The sequence below is a fragment of the Streptomyces fructofermentans genome (assembly GCF_014651055.1).
GTDB lineage: Bacteria > Actinomycetota > Actinomycetes > Streptomycetales > Streptomycetaceae > Streptomyces > Streptomyces fructofermentans.
On the sequence record NZ_BMWD01000022.1, the window covers coordinates 56,747 to 82,041 of the forward strand.

At 71.7% G+C, this 25,295-nt stretch carries 16 protein-coding genes and 1 pseudogene; 5 read left to right on the forward strand and 12 right to left on the reverse strand.

Going from position 1 to position 25,295, the window contains the following annotated elements:
- The first annotated feature begins 18 nt into the window (after positions 1-18).
- Positions 19-1,149, forward strand: coding sequence for a fatty acid desaturase family protein (locus IE265_RS26760; protein ID WP_190038255.1), 1,131 nt, complete (start codon positions 19-21; stop codon positions 1,147-1,149).
- 100 nt (positions 1,150-1,249) lie between these two features.
- Here IE265_RS26760 and mraY read toward each other — a convergent pair whose 3' ends face one another.
- The 7 genes from mraY to IE265_RS26795 form a co-directional block, all read right to left on the reverse strand.
- Positions 1,250-2,317, reverse strand: coding sequence for a phospho-N-acetylmuramoyl-pentapeptide-transferase (gene mraY, locus IE265_RS26765; protein WP_190038335.1), 1,068 nt, complete (start codon positions 2,315-2,317; stop codon positions 1,250-1,252).
- A 228-nt stretch (positions 2,318-2,545) separates the two neighbouring features.
- Complete coding sequence (locus IE265_RS26770) at positions 2,546-2,815, reverse strand: hypothetical protein (RefSeq protein ID WP_190038256.1); 270 nt, start codon at positions 2,813-2,815, stop codon at positions 2,546-2,548.
- A 303-nt stretch (positions 2,816-3,118) separates the two neighbouring features.
- Positions 3,119-3,781 carry a GOLPH3/VPS74 family protein gene (locus IE265_RS26775; protein WP_190038257.1) on the reverse strand — a complete coding sequence of 221 codons (663 nt, stop codon included), beginning with the start codon at positions 3,779-3,781 and terminating at the stop codon, positions 3,119-3,121.
- A gap of 227 nt (positions 3,782-4,008) precedes the next feature.
- Positions 4,009-5,283 (reverse strand): IS701 family transposase, encoded by a 1,275-nt coding sequence (locus IE265_RS26780; RefSeq protein ID WP_190038258.1) that lies wholly within the window; start codon positions 5,281-5,283, stop codon positions 4,009-4,011.
- A 52-nt stretch (positions 5,284-5,335) separates the two neighbouring features.
- Positions 5,336-6,997 carry a PASTA domain-containing protein gene (locus tag IE265_RS26785; RefSeq protein WP_190038259.1) on the reverse strand — a complete coding sequence of 554 codons (1,662 nt, stop codon included), beginning with the start codon at positions 6,995-6,997 and terminating at the stop codon, positions 5,336-5,338.
- Between the two features lie 73 nt (positions 6,998-7,070).
- Positions 7,071-8,231, reverse strand: a complete 1,161-nt coding sequence (locus IE265_RS26790) for a HEAT repeat domain-containing protein (protein ID WP_190038260.1) — start codon at positions 8,229-8,231, stop codon at positions 7,071-7,073.
- A 183-nt stretch (positions 8,232-8,414) separates the two neighbouring features.
- A complete protein-coding gene (locus IE265_RS26795) occupies positions 8,415-11,627 on the reverse strand; it encodes an alpha-L-rhamnosidase (RefSeq protein ID WP_190038261.1) in 3,213 nt (1,070 codons plus the stop codon).
- A 480-nt stretch (positions 11,628-12,107) separates the two neighbouring features.
- Here IE265_RS26795 and IE265_RS26800 point away from each other — a divergent pair, with 480 nt between their 5' ends.
- Positions 12,108-12,902 (forward strand): SDR family NAD(P)-dependent oxidoreductase, encoded by a 795-nt coding sequence (locus tag IE265_RS26800; RefSeq protein WP_190038262.1) that lies wholly within the window; start codon positions 12,108-12,110, stop codon positions 12,900-12,902.
- A gap of 603 nt (positions 12,903-13,505) precedes the next feature.
- Here the strand turns inward: IE265_RS26800 and sigJ are convergent.
- From sigJ to IE265_RS26820, 4 genes and pseudogenes are all read right to left on the reverse strand, one after another.
- Positions 13,506-14,414, reverse strand: a pseudogene (sigJ, locus tag IE265_RS38590) (RNA polymerase sigma factor SigJ); the annotation flags it as partial.
- Positions 14,415-14,590: 176 nt separating this feature from the next.
- Entirely contained in the window at positions 14,591-15,928 is a 1,338-nt protein-coding gene (locus IE265_RS26810) for an NAD(P)/FAD-dependent oxidoreductase (RefSeq protein ID WP_190038264.1), read from the reverse strand.
- Between the two features lie 294 nt (positions 15,929-16,222).
- On the reverse strand, positions 16,223-19,822 hold the full coding sequence (locus IE265_RS26815) for a substrate-binding domain-containing protein (protein WP_190038265.1): 3,600 nt from the start codon (positions 19,820-19,822) through the stop codon (positions 16,223-16,225).
- Between the two features lie 143 nt (positions 19,823-19,965).
- Positions 19,966-20,937, reverse strand: coding sequence for a pectate lyase family protein (locus IE265_RS26820; RefSeq protein ID WP_190038266.1), 972 nt, complete (start codon positions 20,935-20,937; stop codon positions 19,966-19,968).
- A 471-nt stretch (positions 20,938-21,408) separates the two neighbouring features.
- Here IE265_RS26820 and IE265_RS26825 point away from each other — a divergent pair, with 471 nt between their 5' ends.
- The 3 genes from IE265_RS26825 to IE265_RS26835 all read left to right on the forward strand — a co-directional run bounded on the left by IE265_RS26825 (position 21,409) and on the right by IE265_RS26835 (position 23,184).
- On the forward strand, positions 21,409-21,765 hold the full coding sequence (locus tag IE265_RS26825) for a carboxymuconolactone decarboxylase family protein (RefSeq protein WP_190038267.1): 357 nt from the start codon (positions 21,409-21,411) through the stop codon (positions 21,763-21,765).
- 185 nt (positions 21,766-21,950) lie between these two features.
- A complete protein-coding gene (locus tag IE265_RS26830; RefSeq protein ID WP_190038268.1) occupies positions 21,951-22,436 on the forward strand; it encodes a DUF1269 domain-containing protein in 486 nt (161 codons plus the stop codon).
- A gap of 76 nt (positions 22,437-22,512) precedes the next feature.
- On the forward strand, positions 22,513-23,184 hold the full coding sequence (locus tag IE265_RS26835; RefSeq protein WP_190038269.1) for a CPBP family intramembrane glutamic endopeptidase: 672 nt from the start codon (positions 22,513-22,515) through the stop codon (positions 23,182-23,184).
- A gap of 163 nt (positions 23,185-23,347) precedes the next feature.
- Here IE265_RS26835 and IE265_RS26840 read toward each other — a convergent pair whose 3' ends face one another.
- Positions 23,348-25,273: an alpha/beta hydrolase gene (locus IE265_RS26840; RefSeq protein ID WP_229916562.1), complete on the reverse strand. Its 1,926-nt coding sequence runs from the start codon at positions 25,271-25,273 to the stop codon at positions 23,348-23,350.
- Between the last annotated feature and the right edge of the window lie 22 nt (positions 25,274-25,295).

The window sequence follows — 25,295 nt, forward strand, 5'->3', positions numbered from 1 at the left end:
ATCACCAGACTCGGCCGTATGACGACATCCACCACCGACACGCTCTCCGAGGCGCGAGCCGCCGCGGTCCTCGAACCCCCGTGCCCCGAGGCAAGTGCGGGTCCGGGCCGCACGCCAGAGGCCGGGGCCGCGCCCGGCGCCGGGGCCGGCAGCGACTTCGCCCGGCTCGCCCGGCAGATCAACGACGCGGGTCTCCTGGACAGGCGTCCGGGCTACTACGCGTTGCGGCTGGGCCTGGTGACCGCGTTGCTGGCGACCGGCTGGGGCGTCTTCCTCGCTCTGGGCGACAGCTGGTGGCAACTGGGTGTCGCCGCGTTCCTCGCCCTGGTCTTCGGCCAGATCGGGCTGATCACGCACGACCTCGCACACCGGCAGGTGTTCGCCCACCGCCGCCCCAGCGAGCTGGCCGGACGGCTCTTCGGAAACCTCGCCATCGGCATGAGTTACGGCTGGTGGACGAACAAGCACACCCGCCACCACGCGAACCCCAACCACGAGGAACTGGATCCCGATGTCTCCCCCGACATCCTGGTCTGGTCCGCCGACCAGGCACGTAGCAGCCGAGGTGTTGCCCGGCTCATCGGCGGCCACCAGGCGTTCCTGTTCTTCCCGCTGCTCACGCTGGAGGGCTTCAACCTCCATGTGTCGAGCCTGCGGGCACTGCGCTCGCCGTCGTTGAAGCGGAAGCCGCTGGAAGCCGCACTGATGTGCGCACACTTCGCGGCGTTCCTGTCCACGCTGTTCCTGGTGCTTCCCCCGGGCAAGGCGGTCGCCTTCCTGCTGGTGAACCAGTGCCTGTTCGGCGTCTACCTGGGCTGCCTGTTCGCGCCCAACCACAAAGGCATGCCGACGTTCACCGGCGGAGACCGGCCCGACTTCCTGCGCCGCCAGGTACTGACCTCGCGCAACGTTCGCGGGGGCCCGGTCACCGACGTACTGCTGGGCGGCCTCAACTACCAGATAGAACACCACCTGTTCCCGAGCATGCCGACCGTGCATCTGCGCCGGGCCCGGGTCCTGGTGCGGGCGTACTGCGCGGAAATCGGGGTTCCGTACCACGAGACGGGTCTCGTCAGGTCCTACCGGGAGGCGCTCGCCCACATGCACCGGGTGGGTGAACCGATCAGGAGGCGGCGCGCGGCGGCCTGAGCACCCTCACGAGGCCGGCGCACAACACCCCACCGCCCACTGGGGCGGTGGTCGCGCGGCTTGCCCGGCCGGGGTGGGACGACCGGCCGGGGCACTCGGCTCAGCCCGTCGCCCAGCCCGCGTAGAACACGCCGAGGCCGACGATGACGCAGACGCCCTGGATGGTCCAGAACCGCACCACGACAAGGACCTCCGACCAGCCCTTCAGTTCGAAGTGGTGCTGCAGGGGAGCCATCCGGAAGACCCGCCTGCCGGTCGTCCTGAACGAGCCGACCTGGATGACGACCGACAGCGTGATCAGGACGAACAGGCCGCCCAGCAGCGCGAGCAGGAGTTCCGTACGGGAGCAGATGGCGAGGCCCGCCAGGGCGCCTCCGAGGGCAAGTGAGCCCGTGTCCCCCATGAAGATCTTGGCCGGTGACGTGTTCCACCAGAGGAAGCCGAAGCAGGCCCCCATCAGGGCGGAGGCGACGACGGCGAGGTCGAGCGGATCGCGGACCTCCATGCACGAGGAGGGGTTCACGAGGTCCGTCGCGCGGCCGCACCAGTTCTGGAACTGCCACAGGCCGATGAAGGTGTATCCGCCGAAGACCATGACCGAGGCACCGGTGGCGAGGCCGTCCAGACCGTCCGTCAGGTTCACTCCGTTCGACATCGCCAGAACCATGAAGAGTGCCCAGACGACGAACAGCACCGGGCCGATGGTCCAGCCGAAGTCGGTGACGAACGACAGCCTCAGCGAGGCCGGGGTCTGGCCGCGTTCGTCCTCGAACTGGACGGCCAGAACCGCGAACAGCACGCCCACGACCAGTTGGCCGGACATCTTCGCCCCGGCCCGCAGACCCAGCGAACGCCGCTTCACGATCTTGATGTAGTCGTCGAGGAATCCGACGACGCCCATGCCCGCCATCAGGAACAGCACCAGCAGGCCCGGGTAGGTCGCGCTCTCGCCTGTGATGACCTTGGCTCCCGCGTACGCGAGCAGCGTGGCCAGGATGAAGGCGATGCCGCCCATCGTGGGTGTACCGCGCTTGCCGAGATGGCCACGCGGGCCGTCGTCCCGGATGAACTGCCCGTACCCCTTGCGGGCCAGCACCTTGATGAGGAGCGGGGTGCCCGCCAGGGTCAGGAACAGGCCTATCGCACCGGCGAAGAGTATCTGGGTTATCGGACTGCCGGCTCCCCCTGCTTCACGGTCGACTCGGGGGCGCGGCACCGGAACCTTCCGCCGCCCCGGCCCCGCTCCACCCTACGCAGTCGCGCGATCTTCGTGCCGCCCGGGGTGGCGGCTCCGCGGGATTCCGGTCTGGACGAGCCGGCGCGGCGCCAACCCAACACCCGTGCGAGCGCGTGGTGTTGCCCGGGTCGACTCTCGGGGCGCGCGTTCGGGACGACGTCAGTCGGAGTCGTGGTTCATTCCTGCGTCGTACTCCGCCCCGGAGTCGGAACCCCTCGCGGCCGGCCCCTCCAGGTTGCGCCAGATGAGGGCGAAGGCCCCGGCTGTCGCCACCAGGCCCAGTGTCCAGACCAGCCCCCAGGAGACCCCGCCGCTGCCGAGGATCAGATCGGCCGACCAGGTGAGATAGCCGGCGACGAGGCCGAGCCATGTCGAGAGAAAGGCTGTTGTCGCCAGCCGTTCGCCGAAGCCGAACGTCGTTTGCCGCATGCCGCAACACCCCTCCCCGACGACACACCCTCCGAAGCAAGCCTGCCCGGCGGAGGACCGCGCGCCAAGACCGCAACCCCGTTGGACGGAAGCGGACTTGGCGGGACTCCAGTCAATCAGCAGGATCGCGTCACAGTCCTGGAGACGCCCTCTGCGCCGGGAGCGGTTCAGCGGGATTCGAGGGATTCACCGGGGCGCAGGTACCGGTAGCCGCTGGATCACGCCGGACGTGGTCCTGGGCCGACAAGACGTACTCGTCCCGAGCGATCCGCACCCGTCTTCGCCGACGTGGGATGGAATGGTCTAACTCACGGCCGTGGCGGCCGTGACCACGGTGACTGCGACCATCGCCGCCTGCATGTCGCGGATGGCAACGTGGACGCTCTCGGCCGCCCATTGCCCGGCGGCCACCTCCGCCATCCGCCCGGCGACCTGCTTGCGCGGGCTGTCGGGAAAGGCCAGGCGGTGCAGCTTGGCGGAGTGGATCAGAGAGATCAGGCCCGCCGTCCGGGTGTCCGGCTCGGCACCGTCCAGTACGACGGCGCGGAGCCGTTCCCGCAACTCAGCCTCGACGGCGCCGTCGGCCTCGGGATAGCGGCGTATGGGGAACACGCCGAGTGCCCTGTGCTTCTCCTCGACGACCACTCCGCGCGTGCACAGGCTCTCCAGAGCCGCACCGACGGCCTTGGCCTGGTCCTTCGTCAGCCACTCCGTCACCCGGCGCTTCTTGCGACCGCCCAGCCACGTCTCGATCAGTGCCGTCCGGCTGTCCAGCAACTGGTCCCCGGTCGGCGTCGTGTCTGTCAGTTCGAGGTACTTGCCCGCGACGGACACCCGCCCGGCCAGCACCAGTTCGAGCAGAATCCCGCCCGACACCGCCCACCCAGCCGCCTGCCGCTGCTTCGCCGACCCGGACTCATCGTCCAGAGACAGCAGCATGATCTCCTCGGCCAGTGTGATCGCCATACCACTACCCCCGTATGCGCCCCGTGATCACTTTCTCATAATCAGACGCCCGGAACCGCAAGGAGGTTCCCTCGCAGATTCCGGCCCCAGCCCGTCCCTCTCACCTCATACCCGGTCCACTGACTGATCCGAAAGAAACGGCCTAGTAGTACTTCGTTAGGTTCGGGTTCTGGTTCTGCTGGTGTTGAGGGGGCGGCCGCAGGTGGTGCAGTTGCCGGTCCAGCACTTCAGCAGGTCTTGGAGTGCGTCGAGGGTCTGGTAGAGGCTCGGACCGGTGCCTGGACTTTTGGGTCGAGCCGGCGGAGGGTGAGGAACGCCTGGGCTGCGGTGACGAGGGTGACGTGGTGGTGCCAGCCCCGCCAGGTGCGACCCTCGAAGTGGTCCAGGCCCAGGCCGTGCTTGAGCTCGCGGTAGTCGTGTTCGACCCTCCAGCGCATCTTCGCCCACCGCACCAGGCTGGCGGCCGGTGTGGTGGCGGGGAGGTTCGATATCCAGTAGCCCGTCGGTGCGTCCTGGCCGTCCGGCCATTCGACCAGCAGGGTCCGGGTGGGCAGGACGCCGTCCCATCGGCTGCGGCCGCCGCCCGCCTCCTGAGCGGCCGCCAGGGACTGCCTGCCTGCGGGCCGCACTGCCAGCACCGCAAACCGTGAGGTCATCGGGCCTTTGCTGCCCTGCCGCCAGGTCACCTCGGTGAACCGCTCCTCACCCGCCTCCGCCGCGAGGGCGGAGAGGGCTCGCGGCGGGGTGCGGTAACGGGGAAGGGTGGGCGGCCCGAGTCCCCCGTAAGCAGGCAGGTGCGGCTCGGCATCCTCCGCATGAGCGACTTCCTTCCCCTGCAGGGCCAGGACATAGGACAGCCCTCGCTCCTCGAGACCGAGCCGGAACAGGGTGCTGACGCCGTAGCCGGCATCGGCGACCACGACCGGGGTCTGCAACTGCCACTGGGCGAGTGTGTCCAGCAGGCCGAGTGCCAGGCGCCACTTCTCCTGGTGCACCACGTCCTCGGGAACCCCTGCCCTGCGGCAGCGGCCCGGCTCGTCCGTCCACTCCCGCGGCAGATACAACTGCCAGTCCAACGGGCACGATGCGGTGTCGGTGGCGGCATGGACACTGACGGCGACCTGGCAGTTCGCCCGTTTGCCGACCGCTCCGCAGTACTGGCGGGCCACCCCGACCGACGCCGTGCCGCACTTGGGGAACGACACGTCGTCGACCACCCACACCTCGGGCCTGACGACCTCGGACAGCCTCTCGGCGATCCGCCGCCTGACCGGCACCGGATCCCACGGCGACTGGCTCACGAACTGCTGCAGGGCCTGCATGTTCCCGTCCGGCAGACGCCCGGCCATCGGCTGGATCGACTTGCGCCGCCCGTCGAGCATCAGCCCTCGCAGATAGCACTCACCCTTCGCCCGCTGATCCCTGCGCGGCACCGAGGCGAAGGCATCCGCCACGAACATCGCCAACGCCGCCCGTAGTCGGTTCACTTCATGTGCATCCACAAGGCCACGATGCTCTTGATCAGCATCAACGAAAAGACCTAACGAAGTACTACTAGTTGGAGTTGTACCCCCATCGGGGTCGGCCGTCCTTGCCCATGAAGCACTTCGCCGGACGGCCGTCGGTGGTCGTCGCGATGCTGCCCACGGGTGAGCAGTGCTGCCCGAACTGCACTCCGGGTTCACCGCCCGTACCGCCGCCCGATCCGCCGCCGGTGCCGCCACCCGTCGAACCGCCACCGGTGGAACCGCCGCCCGACGTGGTGCCGTACGTGGGCTCGGGACGCGGTTCCGGCTTCGGTTTCGGTTTCGGCTTCCGCGTCGGGCTGGGAGTCGGGCTCGGTTCGTCGCAGGGCGCGCCGGAGCCGATCAGCCACAGGTCGACCCGGGTCGCGGTCGAGACAGTGGTGTCCGGTACCGGCGTCTGCCGGCACACCTGCCACTCGGCCGGATTCCGCATCTCCTCGTCCAGGGGCTTCCCGGTGTAGGCGTGGAAGGGGGCAGTGCTGTCGAGCCCCAGTTCGCGCAGGGACCGGGTCGCGTGGTCGAACCGCGCTCCCACCAGGTCGGGCATGACAATCCGGCGCGGGCCGTGCAGCCGGGTCGGGCACTTCTCCAGTGCGGGGACCACGTACAGGGTCAGTTTCGTGCCGGACGGGCGGACGTTCTTCCCGCGGGTGGGGGTCTGGAAGCAGACCTGCCATCCGGGCGCGGTGGCTGCGACCGGCCGCGCGGCGGCGGAGGCGTCGGCCACCGTCACCGACCCCCACGGCTGGAGCCGTGACTCCTTGGCCGCGGCGGTCAGATAGGCGCCGTCGAAGTCCGGTACGGCGACGGTGTGCCCCGCCGCGTCGTCGATCGGCTTCTCCGCGCCGCCGAGCCCCGCGCCGAGGCCGGCACCGAGGAGCCCGGACGCGATGAGGAACGTGAGCACGGGGCGTCTGCGCATCCAGGCCGACCATCGTGTGCGGCCGCGGGGGCGCAGCGGGGAGTCCGGGGCGAGCAGCTCGCCCTCGGCCTCCAGGAACGCGCCCTTGGGGTCGGTCTTCGACCCGTGCAGTTTGTGCGGCTTCCCGTCGACCAGGACCAGCACGGAGTCCAGCAGGCCGTGCGACCCCCGCAGGATGCGCAGGGGCTTGGGCGCGCGGGTCATCTTCGGTGCGACGGCACCGCCCAGCAGGACGAGGCCCTTCTCCGTGAGCGCGGCGTGGCCGAATCCGTCCCGGTAGAGGGAGCGGACCGACTCGTCGGCGTCCAACTCGTCGAGGAGCGCCTGCTTGTGGTCGGCCGGAATGGAGACGCTCTCGCGGTCCGCGACCCCGGCCGTGCGCGCGTCCATGGCCAGTGGGTCGGGCGCCCGTCCGCCGGCCTTGACGAGCAGTTCGCCGGACGGGTCGAAGCGCGACCCCCGAAGGCTCACGCTCCGACCGTCCGCCCATACGTCGACGGCCTGTCGGGCTCCGTGCGCGGGACGGAGGATCGTCAACGGCTTCGGAACCCGCACGGCCGGATCCCCGCCCAGGAGGAGCAGGGCGTGGTCGGTCAGCGCCGCGTACCCCATTCCTTGGTGGTACAGGGCCAGCACTGTCTCCCCGGCGCGGAGGGTGCGCAGGAGTGCCTCGGCGCTGTGGATCGAGAGTGTGACGGTCTCGTGGACGGCCACACGCCGGGTGCGCGCGTCGTCCCGGAGGAGACGCTTCGAGGCTGGTTCGGACATGGCCGGATATTAGCGTCGCCGTACGGGCCGCGAGTAGTCGGTGCGCTGTCCGGGTCCGGCGCTGCGTGGGACGTCACAGCAGACTCCGCAGCTCCTCGCGTTTCTGGGGCAGACCGGCGTCGCGGAGCCATGAGTACTTGTTGCCTATGTTTCCCCAGCAGGCGTCGTTTTCGGCCAGCGCGTGGAGGAGGTCGCGCTGGGCGGGGGTGAGGTCGGAACCCGGTTCGCGGCCGCCGGGGAACGCCTTGGCCAGCAGTGGGCCCCAGTCCTGGTCGACGGTGTAGTCACTGGCGAGGGGGATCAACGCGAGCGCGGCCGGCGCGGCCTCCTCGTAGGACTCCACGCGCTTCAGGAGGATCCGCAGCAGGGTGAAGCGGAACCAGCCGTCGAACTGCGGGAGCGGTTCGGGGAACCAGCGGTCCGCCTCCGCGGGTCGGCTCAGCGCGTCGAGGAGGACGGCGGTCGCCCGGGGGTCGCCCGCGGCACCGTCCGCGAGGGCCGCGCAGACCCGTACGGCAGGGTCGGCGTCCGTGAGGTGGGCGGTGGTGTCCTGGCCCCAGGTGCCCAGGGTCAGGGCCGCGGCGGCCCGCTCCCGGCGCTCGCGGGTGGTGTCGGCCAGGGTGGAATGCAGTCGGCGGGACGCGGCCGGTACGGCCTCGGCGAGTTCCGGCGCCTTGAGCAGGTGGGAGACCGCTCCCAGGGCGGCTTCCCGTACCTCCGGATGATCGTCGTCGAGGAAGGGGACGACGGCCTGGAACAGCGTGGGGCGGACGGCGAGGCACGCCTCGATCGCGTCCGCCTCGTCGTCGTACGCCTCATCGGCGTCAGGGTCAGCGTCGGAGTCGGCGGCGGCGTCGTCGTCGGAGTCCGGATCGCCGTCGTAGGCCGCGGATTCGGCGACCTCGGCGAGGAAGTCGATGAGGGCGGCGCGCAGCGGCCGGGGACGGTCGTCCCAGGGGAAGTAGCTCTCGTGTTCGGCCAGGGTGCGCGGGTGGGGCAGGACGGCCGCCATGAACCGGGCGGCCGGGGCCGTGGCGTCGTACAGCGATCCCTGGTGCAGTACCGACATCTCCAGCATGCCCAGCGCCTCGGCCTGCGTCTCGGGGTCCTCGTCCAGGAGCTGGAGCAGGAACGCGGGGGTGTCCCCGGCGGCGCCGTAGGCGTGTGTCAGCCCCGACCAGTCCGTCTCCTCGATCACCTTGAGAGCATCCGTCGCGACCTCGTGCCCAGCCATCCGACCACCTTGTCCGTCGTCCACCACTGTCTCAGGCACACCATGCCGGACACCACTGACAACGACGTCGGCCACCGGCGCCCGCCGGTACGGCGCTTCCGGCCGCCGGCGCGGCGGAGACGGGTGGTGGGGTGTTCCGCGGCGGTCGCGGAGCACCCCACTCCCGGAACGGACTTGGCCGGTCTAGCCGGCGGTGAAGCGGTGGGTTCCCGAGCCGACCCGGTACACCGCGCAGCCGTCCTCCTCGCGCAGGAGCACGGCCCGGGTGTGGGTGACCGCGTCCGGGTCCTTCGCGGGGATCCACACCTCCGCACTCGTGTTGGGAGGCACGGAGCACGTGAGCGCGAAGCCGCCGGACCGCTGCCGCCACCGTGTGGAGATGGGGCCGTGGACGGAGGCGAACGTCGCGCGGGCGGAGGTGACTCCCCCGCCGGGGCGGGGCCGCACGACGATCTCCCGGTAGCCGGGGCTCCCGGGCGCGATGCCGGCGATGTTGGCGTACATCCACTCGCCGACCGAGCCGTACGCGTAGTGGTTGAAGGAGTTCATGTCCGGGGTCTGGAAGCTTCCGTCGGGCCGTATGGAGTCCCAGCGTTCCCACATCGTGGTGGCGCCCTTGTCGATCTGGTAGCCCCAGCTGGGGAAGGAGCGCTGCTGCAGGAGGCGGTGGGCGACATCGGTGTGCCCGGTGTCGGTGAGGACGGGCAGCAGCCGCGGCGTGCCGAGGAAGCCCGTCGAGAGGTGCCAGTCCTTGGCCTCGATGAGGGCCACGAGCCGGTCGGCGGCCGCCGTTCTGAGGCCCTCGGGCAGCAGGTCCATCGAGAGGGCGAGGACGTACGCCGTCTGCGTGTCGCCCTTCACCCTGCCGTCGCCGCCGACATAGGCCTTCTGGAACGCGGTGCGCACGCGCTCGAAGAGGTCGCGGTGGGGCGCGGGGTCCTTGCCGAGCTCGTCGGCGATCCGGGCCGCGAGGTCCGCGCTGTGCGCGAAGTACGCGGTGGCGACGACGTCCTTCGGTGTCTCGTCGGAGACGTTGAGCCAGTCGCCGTAGCCGCCGGCCGGACGCAGCAGCCCGCTGCTGTTCTTCTCCAAGTACGTGAGCCAGGCCCCGATGGACGTCCAGGCGTCCTCCAGTACCTGCCGGTCGCCGTAGGCCTGGTACAGGGCCCAGGGCACCGTGACTCCCGCGTCGCCCCAGCCGGCGACGCCGTTGCCGACCGTGCCCACCATGGGCGCGACATCGGTGAAGGCTCCCTCCGCGGTCTGTGCGTCGCGCAGGTCCACGAGCCACTTGGACAGGAAGCGTGCCGATTCCATCGTGTATGCGGCGGTGGGTGCGAAGACGTTGATGTCACCCGTCCATCCCAGGCGCTCATCGCGTGCGGGGGTGTCCGTCGGCACCGACAGGAAGTTGCCGCGCTGACCCCAAGTGATGTTGCTGTGCAGCTTGTTGAGCATCGGGACGTCGGTCTCGAAGTCGAGGGTGAAGGGGGCGGAGGTGTGCATGACGCGGCCGGTCAGGGCCTTCGCCGACGGGACGCCGGGGAACCCTGTCACCTCGACGTAGCGGAAGCCGTGGAAGGTGAACCGCGGTTCGTACGTCTCCTCCCCGCGCCCCTTCAGGATGTACGTGTCCGTGGCCGCGGCGGAGCGCAGGTTCGCGGTGTAGAGGGTGCCGTCGGGGTTGAGGACCTCGGCGTGCCGCAGTCGGACGGTCGTCCCGGCGGCTCCGGAGACGCGCAGCCGGACGGTGCCCACCATGTTCTGGCCCAGGTCGAAGACGTGGACACCCGGGGCGGGTTCGGTCACCTTCCTGACGGGGAGTTCCTCGGCCACGCGGACCGGGCCGTCCAGTTGCGCCACGACGTGCGCGGGCGCCGCGTCGTCCGCGGAGGTGACGTCGAGCCAGGTCCGGTCGTCGAAGCCCGGTGACGTCCAGCCGGAGGTCTCGCGGCGCGCGTCGTACGTCTCGCCGCTGAGCAGGTCTGCGACGACGATGGGGCCTGCGGCTGCCCGCCAGCCGGTGCCCGAGGTGACGCGTTCGCTGGTCCCGTCGGCGTACTCGATGTCCAACTGTGCAAGCAGCGCCGGCCGTTCACCGTACTGGTGGGGTCCGAACATACCGACGTTGCCCGCGTACCAGCCGGGCGCCACCAGGGCGCCGACGGCGTTGGCGCCCGGCCGCAGGAGCGCGGTCACGTCGTAGGTCTGGTACTGGACGCGCTCGCGGTAGTCGGTCCAGCCGGGGGCGAGCCGGTCGCGGCCCACGCGGCGGCCGTTGAGGTGCGCCTCGTACAGCCCGAGAGCCGTGGCGTACAGCCGGGCCCGCGCCACCTTCTTGCGCGGCAGCCTGAACTCGTGCCGCAGCTGGTTGGCCGCGAAGGTCGCCGGAACCACCTTCCCCCACGGGCCCGCGCCCCAGGCGGCCGCCTCCTTCGCGGCGGGCCAGCCGCTGTCGTCGAAGTCGTCTCCGCGCCAGCCGTCGCCGGGTTCCTTGTTCGTGGACCGCCACGAGTCGTCGGTGACGGTCCGCCGCTCACCGGACGCCGTGTGGACGGTCAGGACGCCGACGAGTCCGGCGGGCCCCTCGGAGGCGTTCGTGGCCGAGACCGCGAGGACGTTCCTGCCGGGGCGCAGTTGGGCCCGGACGTCGACGACGGCCGGTCGCCGCCAGCCCTCGTGGTCGGTCGCCAGGTCGGTGCGGGCCACTTCGGTGCCGTTCACCGAGACGGTGTAGACGTTGTCCGCGCTGATCGCCAGCTTCGCGGCCGTCACACCGTCCGGGACGTCGACGACGCGGCGGAACCAACGGGTGGCGGCCGGAGCGCTGTTGGCGGGTTCTCCCTCGGGGTACCAGATCCAGGCGCTGCCCTCGAGGGAAGGCGCGTCGGTCAGCACGGGGGGCGCGGAGATCCATCGCGCGGACCACTGCTCGTCCTCCATGAGGCCGGTCTCCCACCACGACGGCTCGCTCCAGGGCGACACACCGCCGTCGGCGTCCCACACCCTCACGGACCAGAAGTACCGGGTGCCCGGGGCGAGTCGGGGTCCGGCGTAGGCGACGAGCACGCTCTCGGCGGACGCGACCCTGCCGCTGTCCCAGATGTCGGGGCGGGCGAGGCCGTCGGCGGTGGACGCGACGCGGACCTGATAGGCGCTCTGCCGGGCGCCCGCTTCGTCCGATGCCATCGGCCAGCTCAGCCGGGGGTGCGGCGTGTCGAGGCCCAGGGGGTGCCGGACGTACTCGACGGTGGGTGCGGTGACGCGCAGGGCGCCCCGTCGGCCGGCCGCCTGTCCCGTCGTCGAGGACGGCACGGCGTGAGCCGGTCCGGCCGTCGCAGCCGCGGCGGCGACCGTGGCCGCCGCTCCCGCGAGGATGTTCCTCCTGCTGATCAATTGCGACCCCTCACAGAGAAGTTGTGAATCGATTCACCTCGGTGAAGGTAGGGGTGTGAGGGGTGAGGGTCAATGAGTGTGCAGCAATATTCGGCAGTTCGCGTGAAATTCGCTGCCGCTTGACGCGAAGGGGAATACCCGCGAGAGATCAAATTGAACGGTTTCAATCAGAGCCGGACAGGCCGGACCCAGCGTCCATCGCCCGGGAGGACCACTGGGCGGCTCTGCACGGCCCTGCGCGGCACGCTCACCGAGCAGGCCGGCGTCCGTCCGGGAAGTCGCGAACCGCTCGGTGGCAGGGGTTGGCTCATTTCTTCCTTGCGGAACCACCCGGACCTGCCGGGGCTCCGGCCGACGGCATCGCCGGATCCGTCACCCGTACTGCCCCACCCGCCGGGTTCCGGACATGATCACGCGCTTCGGGGAGAACTAGTGCCCTAGGCACGAGAGGCCGCCGAACGACGTCAGGAAGGGAACGACATGCGCCTGGACCTCACGGGACGGACCGCGCTGGTGACGGGATCGACCCAGGGCATCGGAGCCGCCATCGCGACCGGACTCGCCCGAGCGGGCGCCCGGGTCGGCGTCAACGGACGTGATCCGGGCAGGGTCGAGCAGTCCGTCGAGAGGCTCAGGGCCGACGCGCCCGAGGGCGAATTCCTGCCGGTCGCCGCCGACGTCGCCTCGGAGGACGGCGCCGCCGAAGCACGGCGCGTCCTGCCGCACGTCGACATCCTCATCAACAACCTCGGCATCTTCGGCGCCGAGCATCCCCTGGCCATCACCGATGACGAATGGCGCCGGTACTTCGAGGTGAACGTGCTGGCAGCGGTGCGCCTCACCCGTATGTACCTGCCCGGGATGACCGAGCGGGGCTGGGGACGCGTCCAGTACATCGCCAGTGACTCCGCCGTCGTGATCCCCGCCGAGATGATCCACTACGGCATGTCGAAGACCGCCCTGCTCGCGGTCGGCCGCGGCTTCGCCAAGCAGGCCGCGGGAACCGGCGTCACCGTGAACTCCGTCATCGCAGGCCCTACCCACACCGCCGGAGTCGAGGACTTCGTCCGCCAACTCGTCGACCGCGACCTGCCGTGGGACCAGGCCCAGCGGGAGTTCATGCGGGTGCACCGCCCGCAGTCGCTGCTCCAGCGCCTGATCGAGCCCGAGGAGATCGCCAACATGGTGGTGTACCTCAGCTCCGACCAGGCGTCCGCCACGACCGGGGGCGCCGTTCGGGTGGACGGCGGCTACATCGACTCGATCCTCCCCTGAGGAAGGGCGGCGCGGGCACGGGATGGACCTCGTGCCCCGTCCATGCCCGCCGCCCAGGTGTCCGGTACCCGGCAGCCGTGCCGGGGCCATACCCGCGCCGGTATGCACGTGCCTGTGTCCGAGGCGGCGTCAGGGAATGTCGCAGGACCAGTCGAAGCACCGCTCCTCCCCGGCCCTCGGTGTGTAGAGCGCGCGCCCGCCGGGTCCGTGGCGGCCGATGTCCGTCGGCAGCGCCACGTCCTCGCCCGGGGGTCCTTCGGGCCACTCGGTCACGTCCAGCAGCAGCCCGTCCAGCGGGCCCCCGACCAGTTCGGCGTACACGTGCCCGGGACGAGGAGCGGCGTTTTCGTGGTCGGCTCCGTACACCCGGCCCCGCATGAATTCCAGCTCATCCATACCGGGCAGCATCCCAGCCGCCACTGACAACGGCCGGTCGGCCGGACCCTCCCCGCCCGGGGACGGCGTGCCGCTCGGCGGCGGAGACTCCCCCGGTCCGTGCGGCAGGCCGGGCTCCGCCGTGCCCGTCGGCCCTTCCTGTTCCTGGTCCCCGGGGCGGCGCACGGACCGGGTCGCGGCCGCCGCGGCCCGCGGGCGGGTGCTCCGCCGCGCAGCGGAGCGGCGCCTGGAACGCTCGTACCCGCGGAGTTTGTCCGGGGCGAAGAGCCAGTAGAGCCCGTCGATCCCGTCGGGTCCCACGGTGGCGCTGACGAACGCGATCGTGGCGCCGTCGTTCGTGATCACCAGTCCGGGCAGGCCGTTGGCCTCGACCTCGTGGTACTCGGCGTCGGGGAAGAGCCTCTTGAAGTGCGCGTTGATCCGAGCGACCCGCTCCGGCCCCGTGACGACCGTCCGTGCGACCCCGCGTACCCCGTTGCCGTCCGCGTAGGCGACGACGCCCGCCGAGAGCACGTTCTCCAGGGCGGCCACGTCACCGGTCCGCGCCGCCGTGATGAAGGCCTCCAGCAGCCGGCGGTGGCACTTGGCGTCCACGGGCTCACGGCGCTCGGCCGACAGGTGCTTGCGCGCCCGGCTGACGATCTGCCGCGTATTGGCGGGGCTGAGCCGCAGCACGTCCGCTATCCGGTCGTACGGGTAGCGGAACGCCTCGCGCAGCACGTAGGCCGCGCGCTCGACCGGATTCAGCCTCTCCAGCAGGAGCAGCACGGCCAGTTCGAGGGCTTCGCCGCGTTCCGCGCCCAGCTGCGGATCGGCCCCGGTGTCCACCGGCTCGGGCAGCCACGGGCCCACGTAGGTCTCCCGGCGCACGCGCGCCGACTGCGCGACGTTGATGGCGAGACGCGTGGTCATCCTCGTCAGGAACGCGCCGGGCTCCCTCACGACGTCCCGGTCGGTGGCCTGCCACCGCAGCCACGCGTCCTGGACGACGTCCTCGGCCTCGGTCACGCTGCCCAGGATGCGGTAGGCGATGCCGAACAGCCGGGACCGCTGCTGCTCGAACGACTCGGCCACGCGGTCCAGGTCGGCACCGGTGGGCGGCTGTGGCGATTCCATGGTGCCGATTCCTCCGCTGGTACGCGTCCGTGCCGCGGCCGGTGCTCCCCCTGGTTGCCGGGGCGGTCCGCTGTCACGGTCCTGTGGACGTGTCGTTCGCGCGTCGGCGCCTGTCCCGGGCGCCGGCTCCCGCCCGGACAGGCCTCCTCGTCCGGGCCTGCCGCGCACGTCCCGGCCTACCGCTTGCCGTGGCCGGGGGCCTCGGGGCTGCCCGCGGCGACGAACGCGGCGCGCGGGTCCTGCACCGAGGCCAGGGAGACGATGTCGCGGCCGAAGAGCGCGGCGGTGAGCCAGACCGCCAGGACACGCACCTTGCGCTCCCAGGTGGGAACGGCGAGGACGTGGTAGCCGCGGTGCATCAGCCAGGCCGGGAACCCCTTCACGACCAGCCGCCGGTACTGGAAGATGCCCCGGCCCATGCCGAGCGTGGCGACCACGCCCAGGCCGTGGTGCACGTAGTCCTCGGCCTTCCCGCCGTGCAGGGTGGCCGCGATGTTCCTGGCCAGCAGCTTGCCCTGACGCACGGCGTGCTGGGCGTTGGGCACCGTGCGCGCTCCGGGCACCGGGGACGCCAGGTCCGGCACGGCCGCGTCGTCGCCCGCGGCCCATGCGTCGGGCACCGGCTCCTCCGGGGTTCCGACTCTCAGGTCCGCGCGTACGGTGAGTAGGCCGCGCTCGTCGACGGGCAGGTCCGTGTGGTTGTGGACGACCGGGTTGGAGGCGTTCCCCGCGGTCCACACGATCAGTCCGGAGTCGTAGGAGAGTCCGTCGGACAGGACGACGTGACCGTCCACCGCCGACACGAGCTGCGTGTTGAGGTGCACCTGGGCGCCGCGTTCCGTCAGCGAGCGCACGACCCACTCGCCGGGGCGGTCCGTGACCTCGGGAAGGATGCGGTCGCGTGCCTCCACCAGGTGGAAGCGCAGTTCCTCGAAGGCGATCTCCGGATAGCGCTTGAGCAGCGCGGTCGCAAGGGAGAGGAGTTCGCCGAACCCCTCGACGCCGGAGAAGCCGCCGCCCACGAAGGTCACCGTGAGCAGGCGCTCCCTCTCGGGTCCCGGCTTGAGCGGCGCGGCCCGGTCGAAGGAGGTCAGCAGGCGGTCCCGGACGGCGACGGCCTCCTCCACGTGCTTCAGGCCGATGGCCTGCTCGGTGAGGCCCGGCACCGGGAAGGTCCGTGTCACCGCGCCGGCGGTGACCACGAGGACGTCGTAGCGCAGTTCGCGCTCGGGTCCGTCGGCCGGCCGGACGGTGGCGGTGCGGTCCGCGTGCCGGATCCGGGTCACGGTTCCCGCGATCACACGGCTGCGCCGCAGATGGCGGCGCTGGGAGACCGCCGCGTGCCGTGCTTCCACCGAGCCCGCCATGACCTCGGGGAGGAAGGGCTGATAGGTCATGTAGGGGCGGGGGTCGACGACCGTGATCCGCGCCTCGTCCGGGCGGAGCCTCTTCTCCAGGCCCCACGCGGTGTAGAAGCCCGCGTACCCGCCCCCGACGACCAGGATCTCGCGCATGTCGACCTCGATTCTTCGATTCCGTAATGAGGACCGGACAGCGTCCTCCCGTGTGACGGAATCGTGGCTCAATGTGCCGCACGCCACACCGGTACGCGGCTGTGGCGTGTCGGCGCCGCCCACCGCGTGCCGGGCCGGCGGCCCGGACGGCCGCCCGCGTCCGCACAATCCCGCAGCATCCCGGCTCTCCGGTCCGGTGGCCCGGCGGCACTCACGGGTCGGAGTGTCCGGTGCTTCCGGGCCGGATCGGCAGGTCGGCCGCGTATCGACGGCGGTCGGCGGCGGGTCGGCCGCTCAGCGGCCGGCCGGGTCCGTGGACGCGTCCCTCGGGACCTCCCCCACGGCGGTCTCCTCGCGGTAGTGGTGCGGGGCGGCACCGGTCACCCGGCGGAACACCCGGCTGAAGTACGCGCGGTCGCGGAAGCCGACGGCACGCGCGACACTCTGCACACTGTCGTCGCTCGACCTCAGGCGTTCGGCCGCGCGCCGGATCCGAAGGCGTGTCAGGTACTCCCACACCGTCAGGCCGTACCGCTGCTGGAAGAGCTTGCCGAGATGGTCCGGGCTGACGCCCGCGGCCTGCGCCACCTGCCAGCGGGAGATCGACCGTCGCCAGTGGTCGTACAGGAAGACCATTGCCTCGTCCAGGACGTCGCGGGTACGCGGCGGCAACCGGGTGTCGTGGCCCGCCAGTTCGCGTACGAGTACGGCGGCCTCGTGGGGCGCGAACACGTCCATGTCCAGCATCAGCAGCGCCGGATGCTGACGGCCGCGCCGCGCGTCGGCGGCCGTCATCCCCTCGTGGTCGGCGATGACGACGGGGCACAGTGCGCGGCCCGTGCCGTCGTGCAGCCGGTCGACCACGTCCAGCGCCTGCAGGTCGGGCAGGGCCCGCTCCAGCACCACGAGCCGCGGTGTCTCCTCCGCGACCAGCGCCAGCAGTGCCGTCGCGTCGGCGCAGGCGCGCGCGGGATGGTCGGGCAGCGCCGCCTCCGCCAGCCGCCGCAGTGACTCCCGCGACTCCCGGGAGCCGCCCGCGACGATCACGGGCTCGGCGAACCCGTCGGGCCTCAGTGCGCGCAGGGCCTGCGGCAGATCGGTTCCGTCGGCGCCGAACAGGACGAACGGCGTGTGGCACAGCGCCGGATGGTCGTGCAGCCGCTGCACCGCGCGCCACTCCTGCGGCCGGTCGGGCAGCGCGTCCCAGACGACGGCGCCCGGAGTACGGCGGACGATCGACGGCATGGGGTCGTACGCGGCGTCGGGCCGCAGCACCTCCAGGCCGTGGCGTGCCGCGTGCTCCCGTACGTCCGCGCCGAGTTCCCCGGGCGTGACGACGAGCAGGGGGGCGTCGCCGGCGTCGGCCAGGTGCGCCTGCCCGTCGGGAGAGGGCAGTGGGAGTTCCAGGACGTACTCGGCCGTGCCGGACGTCTCGGAGACGGTCAGGGCTCCCCCGTGCATCATGGCCAGCCGCCGTGCCGTGGTCACCCCGACGTCCAGGAGCTGCCCGGGCCGGGGGAACGAGACGCGGGCGTCAGGGACGACGACGGTGATCCGTACGCCGCCCGGGCCGAGGGCTGCGGCGACGCGCGGAGAGGTGTCCGCCGCGCGGGCCGCCGCCGCGGTCAGCACGTTGTGGAGGATCTGCCGGTACCTGGTCTCGTCCACCCACACCGAGGGCAGGCGCGCGGGCAGGTCGAGACGCCACCCGGGGCCGGCGGGCAGGCCGCCCGCCGACGTGACGCACGCCCGCGCGAGTGCGGGCAGCGGGTCCACGAGCCTTCTGGTCAGCAGGAGTTCACCCGCCTCGGAGCGCGCGAGGTCGAGGAGGTTCTCCATGAGGTGCAGCACGCGCACGGCGTCACGCCGGACCTCCGCGAGGGCCGCCCCCGGGTCGCCCGCCCGGTGCAGCATGGCCTCCACCGGAGCCCGCAGTTCGTCGGTGACGTGCGTCAGCAGACGGGTCTGGAACCGGCTGGCCTGCTCGGCGGCGTCCCGTGCGCGCCGCACCTCGTCGAAGAGCCCGATGCCCTTCAGCGCGGCGCTGATCTGGTCGCCGAGTTCCCGGTACAGCGCTCCGTCGTGGTACGCGGCCCCGGTCGAGGCCGCCTCGAAGACGGCCACGCCCAGGTGCTCCTCGCCGATGTGCAGGGGTTCGAGTACGAGCGTGAAGCGGTTGCCCCGCGGGAGCAGGGAGTCGGGGAGCAGCAGGGCCGGGGAGAACGCGGGGCTACCGAGCGGTCCCGTCGCGCCCGGTTCGCGTCCCGCCTCCGCGCGGGCGAGCAGGGGGCGGGCCGTGCCCAGGGCGGCCGGGGCGGACGCGTCGCCGTTCCGGTCGTAGAGGACGATCCGGCAGTGCGGAACTCCTGACTGGCCCAGATGGCGTTCCAGTACGTCCGACAGCCCTTCCAGGTCCACCACCGTGGTCAGTGCGGTCCCGAACTCGCGTAATCGGCGCGCTCGTTGCGTCTGCGACCAGCGTTCGTACTCCAGGAGTGCGCGTGACCGCTCCGCCACGACGAGCCGGGCCTGCCCGAACAGCACCTCGCCCGCCCGGCGCCGCGGGTGCGGCAGCGTGTCGACGACCCCGCGGCGCGCGTCCTCCAACGCCTGGTGCCAGCGGTCGACTTCGGCCTGCGTCCCGGCGCCGCTGTGCAGCAGTCGCTCCACGAGGGGGACGAAGCCGCCCGCCCGGAGGCCGTCGTCCGCCGTACCTCCGGAGACGTCGCCCGGCCGGCCGGTGTCGGAACCCGACCCGCCGCCGGGGGGAGCCGGTCCACGTCCGAGAGGGCTCCGTCCGCCGCCGAAAGGGCTTCGTGCGGCGCCGGGTGGGCCGGACTCGCCGTCCAGGCGTGAGAGTTCGGCGTGGAAGGCGGCGGCGAGCAGGGCACCTCCCGACGGCACGAGGCCGTCGACGGCGTCCCATCCCCCGGGCCGGCGTGCGGTGTCCGGAGCCTCGGGCGAGCGACTGTGGGACGTCGGACGGTGGCATCCGCAGGAGCGCCTCGGCACCAGCGTGGCGGGGATGGTGGTGCGGTCCGGCGGCCGTGTGCCGCACAGCCGGGCGACGAGGGTGTCCACGGCCAGCGCGCCGAGTTCCTCGAAGGGCAGCGCCACGGAGGTGAGGGGCGGGTCGCCCAGGCGGGCCTCGGGCGAGTCGTTGAAGCCGACGACCGCGACGTCCTCCGGGACCCGGATACCGCGTTCGGTGAGGTACCGCAGCGCTCCGGCGGCGAGGACGTCGCTGCAGGCGAGCACCACGTCGAAGTCGACACCCGGCGTCAGTCCGCGCGCCTCCAGCAGCACCCGCATCGCCGAGGCGCCCGCGGGTGCGGCGAAGTCGACCGCGGCGCCCACGTGTTCGTGCCGGATGCCGTGGTGGCGCAGCGCGTCGACGCAGGCCCGGTAGCGCTCCTCCGAGACCGGGTTGGCGAGCGGGCCGTGGATGCAGGCCGGCCTCCTGCGGCCGTGCTGGACGACGAGGTGCCCGACGAGTTTGCGCATGCCCGCGTGGGAGTCGATCGACAGCACGTCGGTCTGGTCGCCTAGCGGCTGGTTGAGGCTGATCAGGGGAAGGTGGGCGAGCCTGCGCAGCAGCCGCCGGGCCCTGGGCCCGTTCGCGGGGAGCCCCAGGGTGGAACTCCAGCAGACGACGCCGTCCAGGCGGGCGGGCCCTGCGAGTTCGTACAGCTCGCTGCGGGCCACGTCGCCGTGCCGGAGGTTCCCGCCGGGAAAGCAGATCAGGTTGACGTCGTTGCGCTCGGCCGCGGCGCGGGCACCGGACCACAGTGTGGCCCCGACGCCGAGGTGGATGTTCGCGGTGAGCAGGCCGAGGGTCAGCGGGCGGGCCCGCCCGCGCGGCCCGCCGCCCTCCGTGCACGGAGCCGGGTCCATCGGCGCCCCCTCGCTCGGCCACCCGTGGGGTGCCCCGGGAGCAGCGGTGCCGACGAGGCCCAGGGCATGGTAGGGGAGGCTGTACGGCAGGGCAAGACCGGTGACACGTCGGTCACCGGCCCTGCCCCTGTTCCGGCCGCGGCTCAGATCTTGCCGACGCCCGCGCCGGCGGTCACGGTCGCCTTGACGCCGGACGCCGACTGCGCGGTGTAGCTGTACGGGATCGACGCCACGGACCCACCGGTCTGTCCGGCGCTGGAGTTCACCAGGTGGTTGTTCCTCGCCACGAGCGAGCCCGCGTCGGAGTCGCCCTCACCGAGGTGGTAGGTGTCCTCCGTGTTCTCGAAGTAGTTCCCCTCCACCAGGACGCCCGCGTTCTCGGTGGACGCCACACCGTAGGAGCCGATGTCGCTGAAGTAGTTGTTCAGCACGTGGACCGGGTTGCCGAAGCGGACGCGCGGGTTGCGCTGGTTGGTGCCGTCGAACCAGTTGTGGTCGTAGGTCACCTTCAACTTGCCGCTGTCCTCGCTGGAGTTGCTGTCGGAGTGGCCGAGCAGCATGTTCTTGTCCTGGTCGTGGGTGCGGTTCCAGGACACCGTGATGTTCGTGGACGCGCGCTTGATGTCGACGGCCCCGTCGTTGGCGCCGGAGATGTCGTTGTGGTCGATCCAGACCTTCGTCGAGTACTGGACGTTGATGGCGTCGTCGTTGGACCCGGAGAACGTGAGGTTCTGGATGATCACGTTGTTCACGCTGGCGACGTTGAGTCCGCTGCCGGTGATCCTGCCCGCGGTACCGACGCCGACGATGGTCTTGTTCGAGGCGACCTTCGTCATCGACGTCAGCGCGATGGTGCCGTTGACCCGGACGATCTGGGCCGAGCTGCTCTGCACCGCGGTCTTGAAGGCTGCGGCGTTGGTGACGGTCACCGTGCTGCCGCCGGCGCCGCCGGTCGTACCGGCCCCGAAGCCGATGGGCGCGGCAGCGGCGGCGACGGCCGGCTCCGACTGAGCGGCGGTGGAACCGCTCGCCGTGGTGGCTCCGATGACAGCCAGTGCGACGGCACTCGCCGCCGCGGTTCCGGCCAGGGTGAACCGTGCGCTCGTCCTGCGCATGTGGATCTCCGTCCGTGGGGTTTTGGAGAAGTGACGTACCTGTGCGGGGTGGTGCGCCGGGGCCGCGCGGTCGGCTCGCTGTGAGACTAGGGCGACGGGTGTGGACAATGACGTGCCGCGTGTGGACTATTGCGTCCGCCGCGCGTGCCGCCTTGTGGAGCACGCCCTGGCTGCCCCCGGCCGCCAGACCCGCCCGCTCCGGCGGAACGGCGCGACGCTGCGCCCCTGTGAGCCTGTGACGGCGGAACGGCGGAACCGGGCGGCGAGGGGGGCCGGGACCGAAACGGCGGGAGACGGCCGGGACCGAGCGCCACTCAGCGCCCGTTCGCTCCTCGGCAACAGCCCGCAAAGATCGACGCGCGCCCCTCGGGAGCGGCACCTAATCTCTTAGGGAAGTGCCGACAAGTACCGCATTGCACCGTTTCAGGCGGGTGTCGGCTCGGCTCCGTACGGCAGAGAGGCACACCGGAGATGGCAACCGCGTCCGACACCCCTGTTCTCGACACCATCGCCGCCATGACCGTCGACTCGATCGAGCGGTGCGGCCTGGACGACAGAACGCTGATCCTCACCCGTATCGCCGCGCTCGTGGCGATGGACGCCCCGGCCGTCTCGTACCTGGCCCATGTCGGCCCCGCGATCAAGGCCGAACTCACCGTCGAGCAACTGCAGGACGTGCTGGTGGCGGTCGCCCCGGTCGTGGGCACGGCCCGCGTGATGTCCGCGGCGGGCCACATGGCCGAGGCGTTCGGCATCGCCATCGAGCTGGCCGAGACGGAGGCCGAGGCGATCGCCCGCGCGGAGGCCGAGAGCCGCAGCAAGTCCTGACCCCGCCCGACGCCCCTGGGTTCCCGGACCCGGGTCCGACAAGCGGTCCCGGACCCCACCTGTACGCGGAACCCCTCCGCGCCGTCGAGCAGCCGGCGCGGGCACCCACCACCGACGCACCCGCGGGTGCGTCGCTCCCCCTGCGTGCGAAGCACCGCCCGCGCCCCGAGAACCGGAGGAACACCGTGGCCACCCTCACCGTCTGGAAGTTCGACACCCCCGAGAGCGCGGGGGCGACGGAGGACACCCTGCTCAAGCTCCAGAAGCAGGAGCTGGTGAAGATCATCGACGCGCAGGTCGTCAGCTGGCCCGAAGGCGCCAGGAAGCCGAAGACCAAGGAACTGCGCAACCTGACCGGCGTGGGCGCGCTCTCCGGCGCCTTCTGGGGCATGCTCTTCGGCCTGATCTTCTTCGTGCCGCTGCTCGGCGCCGCGATCGGCGCGGCGGCCGGGGCCCTCGGCGGGAGCCTCGCCGACGTGGGCATCGACGACGAGTTCGTCGAGTCCGTGAAGGCCGAGGTCACCCCCGGCACCTCGGCGCTGTTCCTGCTGACCCAGGACGCCGTCGTGGACCGGGTGAAGGACGCGCTGCCCGCCGGTCACGCCCAGCTGATCCGCTCCAACCTGAGCAGTGAGCAGGAGGCCAAACTGCGCGAGGTGTTCGAGGCCTGACGACATCAGCACCGCAGAGGCCCCGGAGCCGCCCCCGCACGGATGGCGCCCGGGGCCGATCGGCACCTGGACGGCCGTGGGACTCACGGTCGCCGTCCTGGCAGCCACCAACCTGGCCGTCCACCGCTCGGGCGACCTCCCCGGCCTGGTGATCGCCGTCGGTGTCAGCGCGCTGCTGCTCGGCGTGCTGCGCTGGGCGGGCGGCACATGGCAGGACGCGGGCCTGGGGCCCGGCACCTGGGCCCGCGGTGCCCGCTGGGCGCTGACCCTGATCGGCCTGGTCGCCGTCGTCTACCTGGCCGGAGCACTCCTGCCGGCCACCCGCACACTCTTCGAGGACCAGCGGTACGAGGAACTCACCGGCGGCGATCTCCTCCTGCGCGCCTTCGTCCTGGTCCCCGTCGGCACGGTCCTGCTGGAGGAGATCGCGTTCCGCGGCGTGCTCTACGGCCTGGTGCGCCGCGCCCGGGGGGCCGTGTGGGCGACGGCCGTTTCGAGCCTGCTGTTCGGCACCTGGCACGTACTGCCCTCACTGCACCTCTCGACGGCGAAGCCCGCCCTCACCTCGGTGTTCGGGGAGTCCGCGCTCGGTGCCTCACTGGCGGTCCTGGGAGCGGTCCTGTTCACCGGCGCCGCGGGCGTCCTGTTCTGCGAACTGCGCCGCCGAAGCGGCAGTCTGCTGGCCCCGATGGGCCTGCACTGGGCGGTCAACGCGCTCGGCTACCTCTTCGGCCACCTGCTGCGCTGACCGGTGACCGGTAGGTCGGGCTCGACACCCGACGGGCTCCACGATCGTCCGCTGTCGTGACGCAGCGCCCGTCCAGGTGCGCGGCCCGTCGTCCTCCGGCCGCACGGCACGGGCCCGCTCCGCGCGCGGCCCGTCGTCGTCCGGTCCCTCGGCACGGGCACGTTCACCGTCCCGGCCAGATGATGTCCTCCAGCCGGTCCAGGTCCTGGGTCGTGAACCCGGTGGGACGCATCACGGCGTTCCAGCCCTCGACGTAGGCCGCCTTGTACTTGTGTCCGTGCCCGTCCGGTACGCCCGTGGAGAACGGCAGGTCGGCGGTGATCTGCCAGAACGTCACGAAGGGCAGCCACACCATCTCCTCCAGGACGTCGCCGCCGGGCGCCTGTCCGATCCAGTCAGGCTCGGACAGGGCCAGGCTCGGGCTCCACCAGACGATGGGATCGGACGGGTGCATCAGATAGAGCACCCGCGTCCCGTCCCACGGCCGGTCCTTCGGCGGCATGCCCGTGGCCGGGTCGTCGGTGAACCGGACCGTACGCCCCTCCTTGTAGACGGGCTCGATCTCGGGACTCCCCGCCTCACGGTGGTCGCTGAACTCACGGAAGAGGGTGTTGAAGTTGGGCGGCCCGGCGAAGAGGGCGCCGGCGGTGCGGTTGCGCAGGTCGTACTCCCCGCTGAACGCCGCCTCCCCGCCGAACGACCCCAGGCTCTCCCCCGCGACGAACAGCCGCGGGCGCTGGTCCTGGGGCAGTTTGGACCACGTGTCGTACACCGCGTCGAAGAGTTCACGGCCGGCGGCACGCGCCTTGGACTGGTCGACGAGGTAGGACAGCCACGACGGCAGGTACGAGTACTGGATCGCCACGGTGGCCGAGTCCCCGTCGCTCAGGTACTCGAAGGTGTCCACGGCGGCCGGATCGACCCAGCCGCTGCCCGTGGTCGTCGTCACGAGCAGGTTCTCGCGTTCGAACCCGCCCGCCCGCTTCAGGTCGGCGACGGCCCGGGCCGCCCGCGTCTCCGTGTCGTCCGACGTCACCAGCCCCGCGTACGCCCTGATCGGCTCCTGCGCCGGCCGGTGGGTGAACGCGCCGATGTCCCGCTCCGTGGGGCCGCTCCCGATGAAGGCACGCCCCTCCCTGCCGAGCGAGTTCCACGGCACGAGCGAGTCCGGTCCCCCCGAGCGCAGGCTCGTCTCCGGCTGGTGCACACCCTCCGGGGTCTGCGTGTCGCGCACCGAGAACGACTCGTTGGCGGCGGTGACGAGACCGTTCAGCAGCAACCCGGTGAACGCCGACCAGACCAGGCCCGCCACCAGGAGCCAACCGACGGCCGTCGCGGCGCGCTCGCCGATCCAGCGGCCGAGGAGCCGTGCGACCCAGCGGTACACACCGCGGATGCCCCGCCCGGCGAACAGCAGGAGCCAGAAGACAAGTGCGGCTACGAACGGGCAGGCGACGGCGGTGTGGACGTTGAAGTCCGTGACCCCCATCAACTGCCTGATCTCGTGCTGCCAGTACTGCCCCAGCGCGAAGAAGAGCCCGAAGAGCAGGACCGCGCACACGAGCAGCACGTACCAGGAGGTGCGCGCCGCCCGCCGCGGCCCCCGGTCGGCGAAGGCCCGCCAGATGAACGCCAGTACGACTCCGAGCCCGTACCCGATGGCCGCGCTGATCCCGCAGATCAGGCCCTGGAGTACGCCGCCCCGGGGAAGCAGGGACGGGGTGAAGGACAGGCAGGCCAGGATCAGCGCGCCCCAGCAGCCGGGCAGCGTGAGCCGGAAGAACCGCCGCCACCCGGAGACGGGAGGCGCGGGGGACTCGGCGCTCCGTGTGGTTGCCGTGGATGGTGTGGCTCCCGGCGGTGGTGCGGCTGCCGTGGAGGCAGCGGGCGCCGGGGACGCCTCCGACTCGGGTGCCCCGGCGGGTTCGGCGGCTTGGGGAGACTCGGCGCGCTCGGCAGGTGGGGAGGCTTCGCCAGGGCCACCGTGCGACGCGTCCGCGCCCGTGTCGTCGCCGGGCCGGTCACCGCGGCTCCGGTCCTCGCTCGGTGGCGGCCCCTCCGAGGGGGACTCCGCCGGATCAGGCGTCATGGCTTGCCTCCGGGGCCATGGT

Excerpts from the sequence above, each read along its gene's own strand:
- IE265_RS26825 (WP_190038267.1), top strand. The coding sequence starts at position 21,409 with ATGGCAACCGCGTCCGACACCCCTGTTCTCGACACCATCGCCGCCATG.
- IE265_RS26785 (WP_190038259.1), bottom strand. The coding sequence starts at position 6,997 with ATGTCCGAACCAGCCTCGAAGCGTCTCCTCCGGGACGACGCGCGCACC.
- IE265_RS26775 (WP_190038257.1), bottom strand. The coding sequence starts at position 3,781 with ATGGCGATCACACTGGCCGAGGAGATCATGCTGCTGTCTCTGGACGAT.
- IE265_RS26800 (WP_190038262.1), top strand. The coding sequence starts at position 12,108 with ATGCGCCTGGACCTCACGGGACGGACCGCGCTGGTGACGGGATCGACC.
- IE265_RS26810 (WP_190038264.1), bottom strand. The coding sequence starts at position 15,928 with ATGCGCGAGATCCTGGTCGTCGGGGGCGGGTACGCGGGCTTCTACACC.
- IE265_RS26760 (WP_190038255.1), top strand. The coding sequence starts at position 19 with ATGACGACATCCACCACCGACACGCTCTCCGAGGCGCGAGCCGCCGCG.
- IE265_RS26815 (WP_190038265.1), bottom strand. The coding sequence starts at position 19,822 with ATGGACCCGGCTCCGTGCACGGAGGGCGGCGGGCCGCGCGGGCGGGCC.
- IE265_RS26770 (WP_190038256.1), bottom strand. The coding sequence starts at position 2,815 with ATGCGGCAAACGACGTTCGGCTTCGGCGAACGGCTGGCGACAACAGCC.
- IE265_RS26840 (WP_229916562.1), bottom strand. The coding sequence starts at position 25,273 with ATGACGCCTGATCCGGCGGAGTCCCCCTCGGAGGGGCCGCCACCGAGC.
- IE265_RS26790 (WP_190038260.1), bottom strand. The coding sequence starts at position 8,231 with ATGGCTGGGCACGAGGTCGCGACGGATGCTCTCAAGGTGATCGAGGAG.
- IE265_RS26820 (WP_190038266.1), bottom strand. The coding sequence starts at position 20,937 with ATGCGCAGGACGAGCGCACGGTTCACCCTGGCCGGAACCGCGGCGGCG.